Raw genomic sequence first — 18,621 nt, 5'->3', positions numbered from 1 at the left:
AACGGTGCCGTCGGCGGCGACCGCCGCCGCCGCCTCGACGCGTTCGACGGTGGTGTGCTCGTGGATCGTGATTCCGAACCGGTCGAAGGCGCGTAGCAGGTGATGGCGGGCCCTCGGTCCGAGCCACCCACCAAGCTCGCCGCCGGTGACGAGTTCGACCCGCAGTCCCGGCCGGGCTTCGGCGATCTCGGTGGCGGCTTCGATCGCGGTCAGGTTGCCGCCGACCACCAGTACTTTCCCGCCCTCGCCCAGCTCGTCCAAGCGGGAGCGCAGGCGCAGCGCGGACGGCCGCGTGGCCACGTGGAAAGCGTGTTCGGCGACACCCGCGACGCCGTGCTCGGCGGCAGTGCTACCGAGTGCGTACACAAGGGTGTCGTAGGCGAGCCGGTCGGTGCCCGCGGCATCGGCGACGGTGACGTTCCGGCGCTCGACATCGACGCCGGTCACCCGGGCCGTTCTCAGCCGGATACCGGTACCCGCGAACACCTTCGCCAGTGGCCGGTGCGGGAGATCCCGCCCGGCGGCGAGCTGATGCAGTCGCAGCCGCTCCACGAAATCGGGTCCGGCATTGACGACGGTGATCTCGAAATCGTCGGAGTGCAGTTGACGGGCCAGGTACCCGGCGCAGAAAGCTCCGGCGTATCCGGCCCCGAGGACGACGATGCGATGCGGCATGGTTCGCTCCTGTCTGGTTCGCGTGCTTCCTGAACGAGACAGCTTCCGCGTTCCTGACAGCAGCGAGCGGTGATGTGGGTCACCCACCGACCAGGACGCCCTCCATTACACGGACAGCCCCGGCCGGCACCGGGGCTGTCCGCTGTTCGGCCGCGGCGGACACTCGAACCACCACGGACCGGTCAGGCAGGCTGCTGTTCGGCTTTCTGCTCGGCCAGCATGGTGAGCGCGATATCGACGATCATGTCCTCCTGACCGCCCACCAGCCGACGCCGGCCGGCCTCCATCAGCAGGGTCCTCACATCGATCCCGTACCGCTCACTGGCCGCCTCGGCATGCCGCAGGAAGCTCGAGTACACCCCGGCATAGCCGAGGGTGAGGGTTTCCCGGTCCACCCGCACCGGGCGGTCCTGCAGCGGCCGGACCAGGTCGTCGGCGGCGTCCTGCAGCGCGAAGACATCGCAGCCGTGCTTCCAGCCCAGCACATCGGCGACCGCCACGAACGCTTCGATCGGGGTGTTGCCCGCGCCCGCACCGTGACCGGCCAGCGAGGCGTCGACCCGGGTGACCCCGTTCTCCACGGCCACCACCGAATTCGCCACCGACAGCGAAAGGTTCTCGTGGGCGTGGATACCGAGTTCGGTCGCCGGGTCGAGGACGTCGCGGTAGGCCAGGATGCGGTCGCGCACACCGTTCATGGTGAGGCGGCCGCCGGAATCGGTGACGTAGACGCAGTGCGCGCCGTAGCTCTCCATGAGTTTGGCCTGCGCGGCCAACTGCGCCGGTTCGGCCATATGGCTCATCATCAGGAATCCGGAGACGTCCATCCCGATCTCCCGCGCGGTGGCGATGTGCTGGGCGGCGACATCGGCCTCCGTGCAGTGGGTGGCCACCCGCACCGAGCGAACCCCCAGGCCCCAGGCCCGCCGCAGATCCTCGGCGGTACCGACACCGGGCAGCAGCAGGCTGGTCAGCCGCGCGTTCTTCAGGTTCGCGGCGGCGGCCTCGAGCCAGGTCCAGTCACTGTGCGACCCGGGACCGTAGTTCACCGAACCGCCGGCCAGACCGTCCCCGTGCGCGACCTCGATGGCGTCGACACCGGCGGCATCGAGCGCGGCCACGATCTTGCCGACGTTCTCCGGGGTGATCCGGTGCCGGATGGCGTGCATACCGTCGCGCAGGGTCACGTCCTGGACGAAAACGGTCGGCACGGCGTCGGGCTCGCTCATCGGGCGCTCTCTTTCTGCTGGGTGTTCTGCGCGATCCGCTCGGCGACCTGCAGTCCGGCCGAGGTCATGATGTCGAGGTTGCCGGCGTAGGCGGGCAGGTAGTGGGCCGCGCCCTCGACCTCGAGGAACACCGACACCCGATGGGTCGGGAAGGAGTCGTTGTCCTTGGCGAGCAGGGTGTGCACCGGCTGGTCCGGCGGGATCGCGTCGATCTGCACTTCCTGCTTGAGCCGGTAGCCGGGAACGTAGGCCGCCACATCGTCGACCATCTTCGCCACCGAGGCCTTGATACGCTCGTGCGAATCGGCGTCGGGGGCGGTGACCAGGCAGAAGACCGTATCGCGCATGATCAGCGGCGGTTCGGCCGGATTCAGGATGATCACCGCCTTGCCGCGTTCCGCGCCGCCCACGGTTTCGATGGCGTGCGCGGTGGTCTCGGTGAACTCGTCGATATTGGCCCGGGTACCGGGCCCGGCGGATTTCGAGGCGATGGAGGCCACGATCTCGGCGTAGGCCACCGGCACCACCCGGGAGACCGCGGCCACGATCGGGATGGTCGCCTGGCCGCCACAGGTCACCATGTTCACGTTCGGCGCGTCGAGGTGTTCCTCGAGGTTCACCGGCGGCACCACGAACGGCCCGATGGCCGCGGGGGTCAGGTCGATGAGGCGTTTACCCAGCGGTGCCAGCCGCTCGTGGTTCTGTTTGTGCGCCTTGGCCGAGGTGGCGTCGAAGACGATCTCGATCTCGTCGAAGTTCGGCAGCGCGATCAGTCCCTCCACCCCTTCGTGGGTGGTGGGCACCTTCAACCGGGCGGCCCGGGCGAGCCCGTCGGATTCCGGGTCGATACCGACCATGGCGCCCATTTCCAGGAACTGGGAATGGCGCAGCACTTTGATCATCAGGTCGGTGCCGATATTGCCCGAACCGATGATCGCGACCTTGGTGCGCGTGTTGTTGTCACTCACTGGGAGACCTCCGAAGCGGTGGTGAACGAAGCCGTGACCGTCCCGAGGCCGGAGATGGCGGCGGTGACGGTGGCGCCCGGATGCAGCGGCCGCATCGGGCCGAGCGCGCCGGAGAGGATCACCTGTCCGGCCCGCAGCGGCTCACCGAAGGCGCGGGCCTGCCGGGCGAGCCAGGACAGGGCGTTGAGCGGGTCGCCGAGGCAGGCGGCGCCGTTACCGGTCGACACCTCTTCCCCGTCGATGCGCATGCTCATGGCGACATCGACCGGCTCGAAGTCGTCCAGGGTCCGGCGCTCAGTGCCGAGCACGTAGAGACCGCTCGAGGCATTGTCGGCGACGGTGTCGGCGAAGGAGATATTCCAGTCGGTGATGCGGCTGTCCACGATCTCCAGCGCGGCCACCGCCTCGGCCACGGCCGCGCGGCACTGGTCGATATCGAGCGGCCCCTCGGCGAGATCCTCGCCGAGCACGAACGCGATCTCGGCCTCGGCCCGCGGCTGCAAGAGCCGGTCGATCGGGATCACGTCACCGTCCGAATACGCCATATCGGAGAACAGGACACCGAAATCGGGCTGGTCCACACCCAGCTGCTGCTGCACGGCCTGCGAGGTGGCGCCGATCTTGCGGCCGACCACCGTGACCTCCGGGGAGACCCGGGCGGCATTGAACCGCTCCTGGATCCGGTAGGCGGTGGCGACATCGTCCGGGCTTATCAGCCCGTCCCGCAGCGGGGCACAGGTCCGGCGCGTCTCCGCGGCGGTGATCAGGCGTTGCGCGGCACGGGCGACGATCGACTCGTCGACGCCGGGCCCGCTGTCGCTGATGCTGTCGACAGTGGTGGCCACCACGACCTCCGTTCTCCTCTTCGTCGGGGTCTGCTCAGTGCACACCCTCGGCGCGGCCCTGAACAGTAAAGTGGTCCACTGACCGGACCAGTCTCGCCAGAAGGGCCCGATATGCCGGATCACCATCTCGACGAGGGTTCCGTGCTGGGCCGGGCGCTGCTGATCCTGGAGGCGTTCGGGGTGGAGGACCAGGCCGTCGGACTATCCGAACTGACCCGCCGCACCGGGCTGCCGAAGGCCACCGTGCACCGGATGTGCCGCGACCTGGTGACCGCACGGCTGCTGAGTTCGTCGGTGGAGGGCTACCGGCTCGGGCGTGGACTGTTCGAACTGGGTATGCGGGCGGCCACCGAGCGCACACTGCTCGAGGTCGCCGTACCCTTCCTCCAAGACCTGTTCGCCCGCACCCGTGAAACCGTGCACTTCGGCGTCCGCGACGGCGACGAGGTCGTCTACATCAGCAAGATCGGCGGCCACCGGCAGGCCCGCGCCCCGTCCCGGATCGGCGGCCGGATGCCGCTGTACTGCACCGCGATCGGCAAGGCGCTGCTCGCCCACTCCGGTCCCGAGACGATCGACCGCATCCTGGCCGGCCCGCTGACCAGACGCACCCCGCGCACTGTGGTCGCACCCGGCCTGCTGCGGATTCAGCTGGCACAGGTAGTGGAGAAAGGGGTGGCCTACGAACATGAGGAGTCCGCCATCGGGATCGCCTGCGTGGCCGCACCTATCCTCAGCACCGACGACCGTCCGCTGGCGGCTATCTCGGTCACCGGCCCGGTGACCCGTTTCAGGCCCGAACGACATGCCGGCTCAGTGCAGGCAGCGGCCGCAGGAGTCGCTTCCATCCTGGCTCGGCGCGCACCGCAGACCCTCGCTTAGCGTTTGCGCCAGACGCCAACGCGACTGCGCTCGATCCAGCACAGCAGCGCGTCCCAAGCCGAGCGGTCGGCCGTCTGCGGTGAAGCATCACTATTTTTGCCCCCGATGGGTCGCTCTTGATACTCTTCGAAAGATTGACCGACCACCCAGGTTTCACCAAATAGATCCTGACACTTGGGTTCGGAATTTAAAACGAGGGGGATTCAGACTCGCATGATCAATAGTTCGGTTCGATGGGATGTATCGAACATCAGCGGCGCGAAAACAGGGGAACTCGATGCCCGGATTTGATTACCAAACCTCTTGGGATGACTATCGCGAGGACGAATTAGAGGCGCCGCAAGTCAGCGAGCCAAAAAGGTTTGAGCCTCCGCAGAAGTCAGCACTGATCACCGTCGAGTTGGCCGAAGACCGACTTCCGAAAAAAATTACGCTACGGCGAAACTGGAAAGATTACTTCACCCCCAGCGAATACAGCACCTCAATCATGGAGGCCTATCGCTACGCGCTTTACGAACGATCATCACAGATGATCGAGCACGGCGCGACCGGCACGCCGAGCACCCCTGCGCTCCGCGACATCATTCCCACTCTCCTGCAAACACGCGAATATGGTGAATACCGACGTTTGTTGGATCATCTGATCGGGAACGAGACAACAGAGGTCCACGGACCCGGTGTCAGCGATTTCGATGAGCCCGCCCTGACAGTGCGCTCCAACCGCTCGATGATCACAAAGATATCTTTCGACTACGACTGGGCGCTTCGCGCCGACATCTCCACGATCGCACATGACATAGTGCACTGCGCGGACCAAATCCGCACCGCCAGGCCTTCGCTGGTCGTAGATGCCGGCCTTTCAAGCGAAACCGACTCCGAACTGGCCGAACGACTGGCCGACCATATTTCTAGAATTCGGCAGGAGTAAGAATGCCCGATCAGATACAGTTGGCCGCGGAGCGTCTGGATCTCCAATCCAAAGCATGGACCTATGAGGTCAAAGCGGAGCTTTTCAATGCAGCATACAAGGTCGACACACTAAAGGACACCAGTCGACTCGAGTGGGGATTGTTTCAGATTCCATACGAATATTATATTACCTCCGCAGAGTATATCCGAGCGAGACTGGCAGAAGGCGCATCCGAAGCGGAGGAAATAGGGACCACGTTGCGAATAATAGTTAATGCTTTCCTGCAGCAGGATATTGATCAATCGCATGATTTCAATAAAATAGCAGAAATTGGGCAATGAGATGGGCGATCCCGTAGATAAGGGTCAACTCGATAGCGCGATCGAGAATCTCCGAACGCAAATCGATGAGTGGAGAAACATACCCGGCGAGATCAATGACACCGTCGACGGTCTTAAATACTACGCCCCCGTAGCCTGGGCCTTCGCAACCCAGAAGCGCGACGAGGCTCAGGACAAGATAAAGACTCTCCTGGAGAAGCTCGACGAGGTTTTGACGGGCATCAATGCACCGTTCACGTTCCTCGGATGGGCAGCGGACTGGCAGATAGTCGGCGCAAGCGTCCGCGCTGCATCGAACGCCCAGGCTCGCCCAGAAGTAAGCGTTGAAGGATTCTGGTCCGGAGAAGCCAAGGACAGCTTCAACGCGGTAAGAACCGCTCAGGACAAAGCCTTCACATCGGCGGCCGAGGTCTGCACCAAGATTGAAACAAGTATGCTGAATCTTTCGAAATCAGCTCTTGATTTCTACATCAAGCTGGCCGATACTTTGGCGACTTACATGGCGAACCTTACGGCAGCGCTGGCCGAAGTTGGATCCGTAATCCTCCTGTACGAAGGCGCCCCGGGATTAGTGCAAGCAGCCGCCGATGTTCTTGTCCTTGTCGAGGGACTCATGACCGCTCTGGCAAGCACCGTTCAGACCCAAATGGTCGAGGCGAATGCTCTCGACAATGCGACCGACAGCCCGTGGGGGTTCTACGGAGACCACTGGCCGGATGCCACGGCGAACACCTATAGCGACCCCGCCTACTGGCAGCCCAGTCGGGCTTGAAAAGGACAGATGACTCAGTGTTGACACGGTCTGAAAAATTTGCGATCGCCGGAATCTTCTCCCTGTTGATGTCGGCTGTTACCGGCTGCATATCATCCGGCGGCACAGAAATCAGCTCTCCCGGAACAACTTCGACCATCAAGCTACATCCGGATTGTGGTCTGCGGTCGATAGCCGGCCATCCCGACCCTGAGGTCGCAAAGTTCGCTCTGGGCCTTACTTTGGGCGACGACATCTCCGTCCAAGCAGCGCAAGTGCAGCCCGCGAAGACCCTTCCAGGAAAGCTTGTACTGTCGATCACAGTATGCGATCCACACTCATCCGACAGTGACTCCCTGCGTCCTGTGGCGACAGCCATCGCCCATGAGCTGATCAAGACAGAACTGGGCAGGAAGACGTACTCGTTCAGCGTCAGCGACCGGTCGGCACAGAATGGAATTGAGACGGTGCTCCGAATCAAGGGTTTCAGCGACCGCCCTTGGGACGGTTCGCCATCGGAGGAAGCGGAACTCGGCTCCTGGGAAGTGTTCCAGAGTTGACTCGCACGGCCCCGTACGCGACCGGTCAGTAGGGGAGGTCGGCCGCGCGCGGTGGCTACCCCTTCACGCCTTGAGCAGAATTCGTTCGCCACCGTCAGTAGTCGGTCCTGCGGTGGCATTGATCAACTTCACCGTGCTCCCTACAGCAATGTATCTCGGGCCGGTGCCCGAATTGTGTCTTGCCATGAGGTTGGACGTCCGCTTCTCGCTATCGGCCTCCGTCGTCTGCGAGCGTCTCGGATAGTGCCTCGCTCGGCCTCACCCCCAATACCTGCACGGTTGTGCTGGGACCGTGATGGAACGCCCCTTCGGTGATATCGCGGTCGACCTCGCGGCAGTGCTCCAGCCGCAGACCGGCCAGATCGCGACGGAACTCTTCCGGTGTCGGCATCCCGGCGGCGACCGGCGGCCCTCCGACCCCGGGCCGATCGAGGTGGCGTGGCGTATAGGCCTCGAGCACGAACACACCGCCGGGCCGCAGCGCCCGCACACACGCCGCGTGCACTCCGGGCCGCAGCGCCGACGGCAGATGCCCCCAGATGGAGACGATCCCCGACCAGCGGGCTTCGCCCATATCGAACTCGGTGATATCGGCGACCCCGGTCTCGATCTCCACCCCCTGTTGCGCCGCCAGATCCAGGGCGTTGGCCAACCCCACCGGCGAGAGGTCCACAGCGGTCACGGAGTATCCGCGACCGGCCAGATACACCGCATTACGCCCCTCCCCCTCCGCCAGGCACAACACCGGGCCCTCGGGTATCCGATGGACTACTTCGCGCAAATAGTCGTTGGGTTCGGTGCCGTAGGAGGTGAACGGCTGCGCATACCGCTCGTTCCACATCTCGGCCGCGCCGGGCATCGTCATTCTTGCCTCCTGGGTCTCGGGTTGACATCCCGATCCAGACTGCAAGTTAATGTGAACATGAAGTCAACCCCCGCCGCCGGGCAGCCGAGTCCCGAGCCGACCTGTTCCATCGGCGAACTGGCCGCCCGCTTCGGCCTCGCCACCCATGTCCTCCGCCACTGGGAGAGCGTCGGCCTGCTCACCCCCGCGGCCCGGGTCGGCGGCCGCCGCCGCTACACACAGTCCCATATCGCCCGGGTGGCGTTGATCCTGCACAGCAAACAGGTCGGTCTGGGCCTGGCCCGCACCCGCGACCTGCTCGATGCCTGCGACGGACCCGGCCGTCGCAGCATCCTTCGATCACATCTTGACGAACTCGACGTACAGCTGGCCAGGATCCAGACGTCGAAGAACCTGATCAACCACGTACTCACCTGCCGCTACGAGGATTTCACCGAATGCCCGCGCTTCCGGGCCGAGATCGCCGCCACCGCCGGGATCGACCGCGAGTAACAGGGCCTCGGAATCCGAACGGCGGCTTCCCACGCATCCGACCGATCCTCAACACCTCGGACAGACCATCGGGACGGAAGCGGCCGAACCGCACCCATACCCCCGCCTCGGCTACGACCACGACACATACCGCCGGTTACTGCGGGCAGCGGTAGCTCCCGGTCATCGCCCGGCGGCACACCGGCCACGACTCCGGCCCGGGGCCCCGCGCCGCCGGGGTCGAGCGCACGTTCGCGTGGCCACACGCCTTCGAACGCCGACCGGCCGACAGCGATCTTTCCAAATAGCTATTGGCTATCATGGGGAGAGGCCGAGAGCGGAGGTGACATGTCGACTCGCGTGTGGACCCGTTGGCTGTTCCTGCACGGCCTGACACGGGCCTATCTGCGATGGTCGGCGCGCCGGGGCAATCCGCTCGCCGAGATCGCCTTCGGCCAGGATCGCCTGCTCGGCGCGTCGCCGCTCATCGAGGAGATCCGACAGCGGGGCCGGCTACCCGACCTGTCGGGAGTGCGCGTCACCGCAGACTACGAACTGTGTCGTCTCATCCTGCGAGACAAGCGCTTCGGCTCGCTCACGCCCGACCACCCGGCCATTCCGAAGCCGATCCGCTGGGTGCTGGCCAAGACGGATCAGGAACTTCCCAATCTCACCGAACCGCCCTCGATGCTGGCGACCGATCCGCCGGACCACACCCGGTACCGACGCCTGGTCGGGCACGCGTTCAGCCCGGGGGCGATCGGCAAATTGGAGCAACGGACCGTCGAGGTAACCGCCGGCCTGATCGAACGCATGGGGTCGATGCCGCGCCCCGACCTGATCGAGGACTTCGCCGAACAGGTGCCCGTCGCGATCATCGCCGGAATTCTCGGATTTCCCGACGATATGCATTCGACCATGCTGAAGTGGGGTCTCAACAGTGCGCCGCTGGTCGACCGAGCCGTGACCTGGACCGCGTATCGCCACGCCACCAAGGAGCTGACAGAGGTCAAGCAGTACTTCGACCAGCGCATCGACTCGCTCACCGCCGAACCGGCCGATGGCCTGCTCACCGTACTGGTGACCAGTGGTGAGCTCACCCGCCGCGAGCAGATAGCCAACGCCGCCCTACTGCTGGACGCCGGATTCTTGACGACGGTGAACCTGCTCGGCAATGGAATCGCATTGTTGACAAGCCATCCGGATCAGCTGGAACTGCTGCTGGCGCAGCCGGATCTGTGGCCGGGCGCGATCGAGGAAATCCTGCGCTACGACTGCCCCGTCCGGATCACCGGCCGGGTCGCCAACTGCGATCTCGACATCGCCGATCAGCACATCAGGCGCGGTTCCCTGGTCCTGCTGGCATTGGCGGGCGCGAACCACGACCCCGGCGTCTTCCCCGACCCCGAACGATTCGACGTGACCAGGATCAACGCCGCGGATCACCTGGCGTTCAGCAGTGGGATACACGGCTGCCTGGGATACCGGCTGGCCCGAATGGAAGGCGTGATCGCCCTGCGGACCCTCTTCGAGCGATATCCGGATCTGCGCCTGGACGGCCCGCCGATCCCACGGCGCCTGGTCAACCTGCACTCCTACCGCTCCATGCCCGCCGAGCTCACGCCCGACCGATCGGGCCCTCCGGCACCACCTCCGTGACCGAGGGTGTGGTGCGCTCGGCGCGGCGTTCTCGGCCGGCACTTTCGAGCCGTGCCACCGCGTTGCCGGTCAGCCACCGCACCTCGTCGTCGCTCATGGCCGTTGCCGCGTACGCGACGCTGAGATCGAGGCCACCGAGCCACTTGTTGGCGATCACGAACAATGACGGGCCGAACATATCGAGGGAAACTGCCCTGGTGACGCCCTCGAGCGTATAGGCACCGTAGCCGGACCGAAGCCCGGACTCGCCTACCGTGGTGACGCCGAGTCCGTCGATACGCCGGTTGTTCCGCAACGTCGGCCGAATTTCGCGCCGATACACCTCCCACTCGGGAAACTGCATGATCGAGGCGGCCTCCCGGTCTTTGGCCAGCGCGGCGATCAGCTTGAACGAGGCATCCCGGGCGGTTGCCCAGAAGTCGTCGGTGATCGGATGCTCGGTACGCAGGATGTCGGCGTAGCAACCGCAGGTCTCGTCCGGCAACGCGAGTTCACCGAAGCGACGGAGGTCGACCGTGCTCAACACGGTCATGGTGTCGAGCCGGTAGCGCTCACGGATGGCGAGCAGGAAGGCCGCCGTTATCGCACCGTGCACCGTCGTTCTGTTGGCTTTGATGGCATCCTCGAGTCTTGCCGTGGTGCCGGGCTCGAGGCGACGCGCCAGTACTCGCGATTCGTCCTTCGGATCGGGCACCGCTTGCTTGGGGAGCCGAATGGCAGGCGTATAGATGGTTTTCCCCCCGATGCCGGACTTGCTCGCCGAGCCGGCCTCGACCGGCGGTGGCAATGCGGTGCGGGGTGGCGATTTCGATTGCGGCGCGGCCGGTTCGGCCAGGAATTCGAGAAGTCGGTGGCCGAGCATATTGGCGGAGTTGGCGTCGAGCGTTGCGTGATCGGCGCACATGACGATGTGGTTGAGGTCGGCGTCCGGAGACTGCCGCACCATTGTTATCCGAAGGCGCGGATGGTTGCCCTTCGGGATCGGTGTGCGGATCTCAGAGGTCAGAACCTGCCGCCAGGCGTCCGGATCGGTGTCTTCGAGCACTCGCAACGGGATCTCCGTTGTGCCCTCGGTATCGAACCAGGGCTCGCGATGGGCGAACGGCGGCAGCCGTCGCCAGATGATCTTGCCGTAGCGGATATGAGCGCGCAGGATGGGGTGCTGGGTCTGGAGCCAGGCGAGCGCCTGCTTCACCACCATCGGATCGAGGCGTCCGCGTACATGCAATACCTGCACGGTGATCAGCCCACGACGGGCATGCAAATGATTGAGCAGCTGTTCCTTTTTGCCCAGCGGGCGCGTTTCGGCCACGTCGCCCTCCCATCTTTTCGCGTATTTCGGGTCGCGTCTGAATTGGTTAGTATGTTGACGACGTAAGGGGCTGGTGTGATGAACGATATCGAACAACCGATAATCGAGTATATCTCTGCCATGGTGGGCGAAACCGGCGAATCGCCGGTCGATCGCGATACCCCGTTACTGGAGGCCGGATTGTTGGACTCGATCAAACTGGTAAGACTGGTGCAGTTCCTCGAGCAGGAATTCGAGATCAGCATCCCGGAGACGGAGATACAGGCCGAACTGTTCGAATCGCCCGCGAGGATAGCAGCCTATGTCTCGCAGCGAGCGGCTCAGCCGGCCTGAAGCTCGCGTAACTGCCCGCGCAGCACCTTGCCGGCCGAGCTGCGCGGTAGTGCGTCGATGAATGCGATCTCGGCCGGTACTTTGTGCTCGGACAACCTCTTGTGGGCGTAGCGGATCAACTCGCCGGCCGATACTTCCGCCTCCTTGACGACGAATGCGATCAGCCGATTGCCGTTGCGCCCGTCCGGAAGACCAGCCACCGCGGCTTCGGCGACGGCAGGCAGGGTCATGAGCGTCTCCTCCACTTCGATGGGGTCGATCTTGTACCCGGATACTTCGATCAACAGCTTGCTGCGGCCACGGATGAAGATACGGCCTTCTTCGTCGAGCGAGGCGAGATCGCCGGTCCTGAACCAGCCCTCGTCGAATGCCTCGGCATTGGCCACATCATTGTCGAGATAGCCCCGCATGAGCGAGGACGACCATATTTCCATTTCGCCGACGGAGGGGCCGAAATCGGTATCGAACGGAATGATGCGGACCCTCGCGTCACCCGCCGGTTTGCCCACCGAGGCCCAGCTCGAGTCGGGGTCGGCGGAGTTGTTGTGCGCAAACATGCTCGCCTCGGTGGAGCCGTAATTCTGACGAAGTGGGACACCGAGGCGCGCGCGTACCGCTTCGAAGACCGGCCGCTTCAGGGAGACGCCGCCCGAGACGGCCATACGCAGTCCGAGATCGAAACTGCCGGCCTGGCCGGTGATGATGTCGTACATTGCCGGAACGGCGCCCATGAAGGTGACGCGCTCCCGGGTCATGGTGTCGAGCAGCTTCTTGCGTGAAAGCGCCAGCGGGAGGCGGTCGCTCCAGTAGAGCGTCGTCGCACCGCCGGTGACAGCGTAACTGGTGCCCATCAGAAAGCCCATCGAAAAGTTGCCCGGCAGAATACTGAGGACGATATCGTCGGGCTGGATATCCCAGGCCGTACTGGCTCGTTTACCATCGGCGACGAGCTCGGCATGGGTGTGCGGCACCACTTTGGGCAACCCGGTAGAGCCGGAGGAGAAGAGGTAGAGCGCCGTGGTGTCGCCCGGCAGTTCCGGCAGCCGGGCGGTTGCCCTTCCTTCGGGCAGTGCGTTCGTCGGGAACAAGGGAATACCGGGGGCCACATCCGCGATCAGCGCCTCGGCGACCACGGCACGACCGGGTGACGAGACAACGGCCTGGAGTCCGGTTTTTCGCGCGAGCGTGGCGAGTTCGGACCGGGTGGCCGTCTCGGCCATCGGCATCGCGATGGCGCCGATGGCGAAAAGCGCATGGGAAGTGGCGAAGAGATCGGGTGAGTTCGGAAGCAGCAGGGCGACGGGATCGCCGCGCTCGATGCCACATTCCATGAAGCCGGCGGCGAGCCGGCCGATCCGGTCGACCACATCGGCGTAGGGCGTGAATACTTCGCCCTGCCGCAATCCGCTGGTGGTCGGTACCTGCGCTGCTATTGCGAGCAAATTGTCGTAGATCATCTCTACTCCAACAGGGTTGGTTCCCTCTGTTCGTAAGGATAGAAGTGGGATGCGGCATCTACAAGGCTTCCGCGTCCAGGTCGAGTGGTACGGCGGCCGATGCGTCAGCCGGTACCGGAGCACAGCTCGGTACAGCACTCGACGAACGCCCGGACCACCGGATCGGTGTCCGACTCCGCCTTCCACACGACACCGACCCGGCTCGGCGCCACACCGGTCACCGGGCGGTAGGTGATACCGGGCCGGGCGTAGAACCGGGCGCTCGACTCCGGGGCCAGTGCGATCCCGTACCCGTTGGCGATCGCGCTCAGCCATTCGTCGGGTTGATCGGTCACCGCACCGATCCGCGGCGTCCGGTCCGCGCGTTCGTCGACCCCGAGCCAGTAGTCACGCCAGGCACCGGTTTCGGCCGGGGCCGCCACGAACGGTTCGTCCAGCAGATCCGCGAAGGCGATCGATTCGCGTTCCACCAGCGGATGCCCGGACGCCAGGGCGACAGCGCGGTTCGCTGAACAGTTCCCGCACCCGCAGCCGATCCTGCCCCGGGAAGGGGAGCCGGAGCAGGGCGGTATCCACCTCGCCGTCGGCGAGACCTCCGGTCGGGTCACCCCAGGACGCCTGCCGCATATCCACCCGCCAGCCGGGTTGCCGGCGGGCGAACTCGGCGATGATCCGCGGGGTGGCCTCGTTGGCCGCGCTGGCCAGGAAGCCGACCCGCAGTACCCGCGCCGCGCGGCCCGCAGCCTTCCGGGTTTCCCGGAGCGCCGGATTCCATTCGGTGAGCAGCCCCGGTACCCGCCCGGCCAGCGCCTCTCCCGCCGGGGTGAGCGCCATCCCGGCCCGTGAGCGCACGAAGAGTTCGACGCCGAGCAGGCCCTCCAGCTGCCTGATCTGCTTGGTCAGCGCCGGTTGCGAGACGTAGAGCCGTGCGGCGGCACGGGTCGGATTCCCCTCCGCCGCCACCGCGGCGAAGTAGCGGAGCAACCGGGTGTCCACATCCATTCCATCAGGTTATGGATGCAGGTATTGGCGGGTTTCGCCCGGGCGCCGTTCGTCCTGGCCAATTCCGCCGAGGTCGGCGTGCCGCCCGGCTGGGTGCCCTGGCTGGCCACGCTCGAGCTCGCCGGTGCGGCCGGCGTCCTGCTCGGGCTCCTCGGCATGGAAGCGCTGGGGTTCGCCGCCGCGGTCGGCCTGGTGCTGTTCTTCGCGGGCGCCCTCCTCACCCACCTGCGGGCGCGTGTCTACTACAACCTCGCCTTTCCGGGCGCCTACTTCGCCTTCGCCCTCGCGACCGCCGCTCTCATGGTCGTGCCTAGCGGGCCGGCAGAACCGATGCGGACCACGCCGGACCCACGACCGAACAGCCGCGTTCCAGGCGCCCGGCGACACCTCGCTCCGATACCCGGAGCATGGCGGCCACACTTACCGGCCTGGAGTCACACTCCGGCACCGGCGGCATGCGGGCGGTGCCGGCGATGACGCGGGCGTCCTTGGCGTCGGTCTTGCCCTCACCGCGGCAGACTCCGGTCATCGTGGCCACCATGCGGCCGGGCACATAGACGACGGATTCGCCGGCGCTCAGCAGGACCGTGATCAGCAGCGCTATCCGCTGTCGGGCCCGCCCTTCGGCGACCCACCCGAGGCGGCCGGTCAGCGGACCGCGCAGGACGAATGGAGTATCCAGCCGAAGCCCGGCTGGGACCGGATCGGTTTTCGTGAACTGGTCCGCATCCACGAGGACCGGCTCGCCTGGGAAGCCGCCGAAACGCCCCCGCCTCGCTGAGAGAGGTTTCCACGAACCGGCGGCCCCGGATCATCCGGGCGGCCGGCTCGTGGGTTCAGGAGTATTTGTAGAACCCTTCCCCGGTGGCCACTCCGAGCTTGCCCTTGTCGATGTAGTTCTCCTTCAACCAGCGGGCAAGGCCTTCTGTTTCGGCATTGCCGCTCAGGATGTTGTAGGGCGTCGTGAGACCGATGACATCGAGGATCTGGAACGGGCCCATGGGAGCTCCGGTGGCGATCCGCCAGGTCTTGTCGACCGCCTCGGGTTCGGCGTAGTCGCCGGCGGCGAGTTCGACGGCGGCGTTCAGGAACGGCACCAGCAACGAGTTCAGCACATAACCGGCCTTCTCCTTGTGCAGCTCGATCGGCACCATGCCGATGGCGGCGGCGAACTCGGCGACCGCGCGGAACACCGCGGGATCGGTCCGGTCGGTGCCCATGACCTCGGCGGTGTTGAACTTCCACACCTGATTGGCGAAGTGCAGCGCCAGGAATTTGTCCGGACGGCCGGTGAAATCCGCCATATCGCTGGGCAGCAGGGTCGAGGAGTTGGTCGCGAATATCGTCCGTTCCGGAGCCAGCTCGGCGAGTTTCCGATAGGTCTGCCGTTTGATGTCGAGTACCTCGGGGACGGCTTCGATCACCAGATCGGCCTCGGCGACCGCGGCGCCGAGATCGGTGGTCAGGCCGATCCCCGCGCGGGTCCGCTCGGTGAGCTCGTCGGTCGCGCCCATCACCTCGTCGCGATAGGTGGCGGCGAGCCCGGCGAAGCGTGCGCGCGCCGCGTCGAGTGCCTTGTCGTCGATGTCGTAGGCCTGGACGCGGAATCCGTGGTACGCGGTCTGGAAGGCGATCTGGGAACCGAGCACCCCGGTGCCCAGCACTGTCACGGCGCGGATCTCGAGGGCCATCGTCTTCTCCTTGTCGATCGAGGGCATATCGGACAACCGGAGCCGACCACCGGAACCAGTAGAACAGGACCGGCCCGCCGCGGTGGGTGCGTGACCCGCGCAGCCGTTTGCGATCGGATAACAACTGCCGTCGAGCATGTCCACCAGCGTTTTCAAACAGTATTTCAATCAATGATTGAAAACCGGGCCGCGCAGTGGTTCACTGGCCCCATGCCCCAGCGAGTTTCGGCCGCGACCCGGGAACGCCTGCTCACGGCCGCCGAACGCCTGCTGCTCACCGAGCGCTACGACGACGTCTCGGTACGCCGCATCTGCACCGAGGCCGGAGCGAACGCCGCCGCCGTCCACTACCACTTCGGATCCAAGGAAGCCCTGGTGGCGGTCCTGCTCGAAGAACGGCTCGGGGCACTGTGGGCCGACCGCCTCACCGAGGTCACCGCGGCCGCCGGACCCGCGGCCGATCTCGTCGACGCGGTCCTCACCCCGTTCACCGCCCTGACCGCCGACCCGCTGGGCCGGCTGCACCTACGGTTGCTGGCGCAATGCGTGATCGACCGGCAGGTGGGCCCGTGGCAGCAGCAGTGGTTCCGGATCGACTCGTGGGCCGGCCTGCTGCCCGAGGTGGGCGAACGGGAGAGCCGGCGCCGGTGGATGCTCGCGTTCGACCTCATCATCATGCGATTCGGCCGCGCCGCCGCCGAAGGCCGGGCACTGAGCCCGCAGGCCGTGGCGACCCTGCGCACTTTCGTCGTCGCCGGCCTGACCGCACCGACAGGAGACATATCGTGACCGACGTATTCGCCCCCGCCCCGCTGGGGCCGCTCACCCTCCGTAACCGGGTGATCAAGGCCGCGACCTTCGAGGGACGCACCCCGGACGCGCTGGTCACCGACGACCTGGTCGAATTCCACCGGGAGGTGGCCGCGGGCGGAGTCGGGATGACCACCGTCGCCTACTGCGCGGTCGCACCCGGCGGCCGCACCGACCGCCACCAGATCTATATGCGCCCCGAGGCGGTGCCGGGCCTGCGCCGGCTCACCGACGCCGTCCACGCCGAAGGCGCGGCGGCCAGTGCGCAGATCGGCCACGCGGGGCCGGTGGCCAATTCCGCGTCCAATCGCCTGCCCGCGCTGGCGCCGAGCCGGATGTTCAGCCCCCTCGGGATGAGCCCGATGAAGGTGCCCGACGCGGCCGCGATCCACGACCTCGTCACCGCCCACGCCGACGCGGCGCTGCTGGCGATCGAGTCCGGATTCGACGCGGTGGAAATTCATTTCGGGCACAACTACCTGGTGAGTTCGTTTCTGAGCCCGCTGTTGAACCGGCGCAAGGACCGCTACGGCGGCCCACTCGAGAACCGGGCCCGGCTGGCTCGCGATATCGCCCGCCGGGTGCGCGAGGCGGTCGGTGACCGGATCGCGGTCACCGCGAAGCTGAATATGGAGGACGGCGTCCGCGGCGGCCTCACCCTGCCGGAATCGTTGCAGGTGGCCGCGTGGCTGGAGGCCGACGGCGCGCTCGACGCGCTGGAGCTGACGGCGGGCAGTTCTCTGCTGAACCCGATGCTGTTGTTCCACGGCGCGGCACCGCGCCGCGAGTTCGCGAAAACGCTGCCGGGGCCGGCCCGCTGGGGTTTCCGGCTGATCGGGAAGGCGTTCCTGCGCGAATACCCGTACGAGAAGGCGTATCTGCTCGAACACGCGCGGCAGTTCCGCCGGGAGCTGGCCATACCGCTGGTGCTGCTGGGCGGTATCACCGACCGGGAGTCGATGGATCTGGCGATGGCGGAGGGGTTCGATTTCGTCGCCATGGGCCGGGCCCTGTTGCGCGAGCCGGATCTGTTGCACCGCATCCGATCCGATGCGAGCACCGAATCCGCCTGCGTGCACTGCAACGAATGTATGCCGACCATCTACAGCCGCACCCGGTGTGTGCTCCGCCTCGATCAACTCGAAGCCACGATCCCGGGTCACACGATCGCCGGCGAATAGGCGGCGCGGCGGTCAGCAGACGCCGCCGTTGCCGCGCGCGACCAGCGGGTCGCAAAAAGCGCTGTTCACGAAGTTCGTCAGCCCCAGTTAACGAACACCTATTGAATGCGCCGTTGTTTAACGGTACGGTCTAGGCATCAGAGCAAAGCCGCACTCCCGCGGTGCGACTGCTTCCGCCACCGCCCCCGGGCGGCGCTACGACCGAGGACGAATCATGCACCGAACCGCACGCACCCGCCGACTCGCCGTCCGGATCGCGGCCACCGCCGCGATCGCCCTGGCCCCGCTGGCCCTCACCGCCGCACCCGCGCTCGCCGACAACGGCGCCCCGGTGGTCACCGAGAACGCCGACACCGAGGTCCAGGACGTGAGCCGCCCCGGCCGCCACGGTCACGGGTACGGCGATCGCGGGTGGCACGGCCGCCACGACGACAGCTGGAACGGCCGGCACGACAGCCCGGTCGACTGGGACCGCGGCCGCAACCGCCACGACCGGGACTGGGACCGCGGCCGGTACCACAACGACGGCTGGGACAACGGCCACCACCGTCCCGGTTTCGGTCTACCCTTCCCGCGGATCTTCCTGCCCGGCAGCGGTAGCGCCTTCTGAGACCTGAACAACGGCACATCATTCATGTGTCGATAGGCCTCGGGCAGGCCCGGCCCGAGACAGCGAACC

Annotated in this window: 19 protein-coding genes and 4 pseudogenes; 13 read left to right on the top strand and 10 right to left on the bottom strand. The window is 65.9% G+C overall.

The features are described 5' to 3' along the window. The 4 genes from ACLML9_RS20045 to ACLML9_RS20030 all read right to left on the bottom strand — a co-directional run. A partial coding sequence (locus ACLML9_RS20045; protein WP_411946967.1) for an NAD(P)/FAD-dependent oxidoreductase occupies positions 1 to 675 on the bottom strand: 675 nt, incomplete at its 3' end. 182 nt (positions 676 to 857) lie between these two features. Continuing rightward, positions 858 to 1,904: a 4-hydroxy-2-oxovalerate aldolase gene (gene dmpG / locus ACLML9_RS20040; RefSeq protein ID WP_063059918.1), complete on the bottom strand. Its 1,047-nt coding sequence runs from the start codon at positions 1,902 to 1,904 to the stop codon at positions 858 to 860. Beyond that, complete coding sequence (locus ACLML9_RS20035) at positions 1,901 to 2,872, bottom strand: acetaldehyde dehydrogenase (acetylating) (RefSeq protein WP_411946966.1); 972 nt, start codon at positions 2,870 to 2,872, stop codon at positions 1,901 to 1,903. The genes dmpG and ACLML9_RS20035 overlap by 4 nt, the downstream gene beginning before the upstream one ends. Beyond that, complete coding sequence (locus tag ACLML9_RS20030; RefSeq protein ID WP_411946965.1) at positions 2,869 to 3,717, bottom strand: 2-keto-4-pentenoate hydratase; 849 nt, start codon at positions 3,715 to 3,717, stop codon at positions 2,869 to 2,871. The genes ACLML9_RS20035 and ACLML9_RS20030 overlap by 4 nt, the downstream gene beginning before the upstream one ends. 111 nt (positions 3,718 to 3,828) lie before the next feature. Here ACLML9_RS20030 and ACLML9_RS20025 point away from each other — a divergent pair, with 111 nt between their 5' ends. From ACLML9_RS20025 to ACLML9_RS20005, 5 genes are all read left to right on the top strand, one after another. Beyond that, positions 3,829 to 4,599 (top strand): IclR family transcriptional regulator, encoded by a 771-nt coding sequence (locus ACLML9_RS20025; protein ID WP_411946964.1) that lies wholly within the window; start codon positions 3,829 to 3,831, stop codon positions 4,597 to 4,599. Positions 4,600 to 4,876: 277 nt separating this feature from the next. Beyond that, positions 4,877 to 5,527 carry a hypothetical protein gene (locus tag ACLML9_RS20020; protein ID WP_411946963.1) on the top strand — a complete coding sequence of 217 codons (651 nt, stop codon included), beginning with the start codon at positions 4,877 to 4,879 and terminating at the stop codon, positions 5,525 to 5,527. Positions 5,528 to 5,529: 2 nt separating this feature from the next. Further along, positions 5,530 to 5,850 (top strand): hypothetical protein, encoded by a 321-nt coding sequence (locus ACLML9_RS20015; protein WP_411946962.1) that lies wholly within the window; start codon positions 5,530 to 5,532, stop codon positions 5,848 to 5,850. Continuing rightward, entirely contained in the window at positions 5,840 to 6,622 is a 783-nt protein-coding gene (locus ACLML9_RS20010) for a hypothetical protein (protein WP_411946961.1), read from the top strand. Before ACLML9_RS20015 ends, ACLML9_RS20010 begins: the two co-directional genes overlap by 11 nt. Positions 6,623 to 6,642: 20 nt before the next feature. After that, complete coding sequence (locus ACLML9_RS20005; protein WP_411946960.1) at positions 6,643 to 7,161, top strand: hypothetical protein; 519 nt, start codon at positions 6,643 to 6,645, stop codon at positions 7,159 to 7,161. Between the two features lie 208 nt (positions 7,162 to 7,369). Here the strand turns inward: ACLML9_RS20005 and ACLML9_RS20000 are convergent, their stop codons facing one another. Further along, complete coding sequence (locus tag ACLML9_RS20000; RefSeq protein ID WP_411946959.1) at positions 7,370 to 8,026, bottom strand: class I SAM-dependent methyltransferase; 657 nt, start codon at positions 8,024 to 8,026, stop codon at positions 7,370 to 7,372. 57 nt (positions 8,027 to 8,083) lie between these two features. Here ACLML9_RS20000 and ACLML9_RS19995 point away from each other — a divergent pair, with 57 nt between their 5' ends. Next, positions 8,084 to 8,518, top strand: a complete 435-nt coding sequence (locus ACLML9_RS19995) for a MerR family transcriptional regulator (protein WP_356993569.1) — start codon at positions 8,084 to 8,086, stop codon at positions 8,516 to 8,518. Between the two features lie 327 nt (positions 8,519 to 8,845). After that, positions 8,846 to 10,156, top strand: coding sequence for a cytochrome P450 (locus tag ACLML9_RS19990; RefSeq protein WP_411946958.1), 1,311 nt, complete (start codon positions 8,846 to 8,848; stop codon positions 10,154 to 10,156). Here the strand turns inward: ACLML9_RS19990 and ACLML9_RS19985 are convergent. After that, the gene (locus tag ACLML9_RS19985) at positions 10,116 to 11,468 is read right to left on the bottom strand and encodes a phthiocerol/phthiodiolone dimycocerosyl transferase family protein (RefSeq protein WP_411946957.1); all 1,353 of its coding nucleotides are present in this window, start codon (positions 11,466 to 11,468) and stop codon (positions 10,116 to 10,118) included. The two genes, ACLML9_RS19990 and ACLML9_RS19985, sit on opposite strands and share 41 nt — an antisense overlap. 78 nt (positions 11,469 to 11,546) lie before the next feature. On the opposite strand from ACLML9_RS19985, the gene ACLML9_RS19980 reads away from it, so the two are divergent. Then, entirely contained in the window at positions 11,547 to 11,801 is a 255-nt protein-coding gene (locus tag ACLML9_RS19980) for an acyl carrier protein (protein WP_411946956.1), read from the top strand. Here the strand turns inward: ACLML9_RS19980 and ACLML9_RS19975 are convergent. Continuing rightward, on the bottom strand, positions 11,789 to 13,258 hold the full coding sequence (locus tag ACLML9_RS19975; RefSeq protein WP_411946955.1) for a class I adenylate-forming enzyme family protein: 1,470 nt from the start codon (positions 13,256 to 13,258) through the stop codon (positions 11,789 to 11,791). The genes ACLML9_RS19980 and ACLML9_RS19975 overlap by 13 nt on opposite strands. Positions 13,259 to 13,362: 104 nt before the next feature. Beyond that, positions 13,363 to 14,260: pseudogene (locus tag ACLML9_RS19970) on the bottom strand (LysR family transcriptional regulator). A gap of 15 nt (positions 14,261 to 14,275) precedes the next feature. Between ACLML9_RS19970 and ACLML9_RS19965 the strand changes: the two are divergent. Then, a pseudogene (locus tag ACLML9_RS19965) lies at positions 14,276 to 14,569 on the top strand (DoxX family protein); the annotation flags it as partial. A 148-nt stretch (positions 14,570 to 14,717) separates the two neighbouring features. On the opposite strand, the pseudogene ACLML9_RS19960 reads toward ACLML9_RS19965, so the two are convergent. Beyond that, positions 14,718 to 14,861: pseudogene (locus ACLML9_RS19960) on the bottom strand (IS110 family transposase); the annotation flags it as partial. Between ACLML9_RS19960 and ACLML9_RS19955 the strand changes: the two are divergent. After that, positions 14,853 to 15,041 (top strand): annotated as a pseudogene (locus ACLML9_RS19955) (hypothetical protein); the annotation flags it as partial. The pseudogenes ACLML9_RS19960 and ACLML9_RS19955 overlap by 9 nt on opposite strands. A gap of 55 nt (positions 15,042 to 15,096) precedes the next feature. Here the strand turns inward: ACLML9_RS19955 and ACLML9_RS19950 are convergent. After that, a complete protein-coding gene (locus tag ACLML9_RS19950; RefSeq protein ID WP_411946954.1) occupies positions 15,097 to 15,978 on the bottom strand; it encodes a 3-hydroxyacyl-CoA dehydrogenase in 882 nt (293 codons plus the stop codon). A 183-nt stretch (positions 15,979 to 16,161) separates the two neighbouring features. On the opposite strand from ACLML9_RS19950, the gene ACLML9_RS19945 reads away from it, so the two are divergent. The 3 genes from ACLML9_RS19945 to ACLML9_RS19935 all read left to right on the top strand — a co-directional run bounded on the left by ACLML9_RS19945 (position 16,162) and on the right by ACLML9_RS19935 (position 18,552). Continuing rightward, complete coding sequence (locus tag ACLML9_RS19945; RefSeq protein ID WP_411946953.1) at positions 16,162 to 16,740, top strand: TetR/AcrR family transcriptional regulator; 579 nt, start codon at positions 16,162 to 16,164, stop codon at positions 16,738 to 16,740. After that, entirely contained in the window at positions 16,737 to 17,942 is a 1,206-nt protein-coding gene (locus ACLML9_RS19940; RefSeq protein ID WP_411946952.1) for an NADH:flavin oxidoreductase, read from the top strand. The genes ACLML9_RS19945 and ACLML9_RS19940 overlap by 4 nt, the downstream gene beginning before the upstream one ends. A gap of 214 nt (positions 17,943 to 18,156) precedes the next feature. Next, positions 18,157 to 18,552: a hypothetical protein gene (locus tag ACLML9_RS19935; protein WP_411946951.1), complete on the top strand. Its 396-nt coding sequence runs from the start codon at positions 18,157 to 18,159 to the stop codon at positions 18,550 to 18,552. Positions 18,553 to 18,621 lie beyond the last annotated feature (69 nt).

The sequence above is a fragment of the Nocardia sp. NPDC002869 genome (genome assembly GCF_046764065.1).
GTDB classification, from domain to species: Bacteria; Actinomycetota; Actinomycetes; order Mycobacteriales; family Mycobacteriaceae; genus Nocardia; species Nocardia rhamnosiphila.
This window is presented reverse-complemented; position numbering and strand designations above follow the sequence as displayed.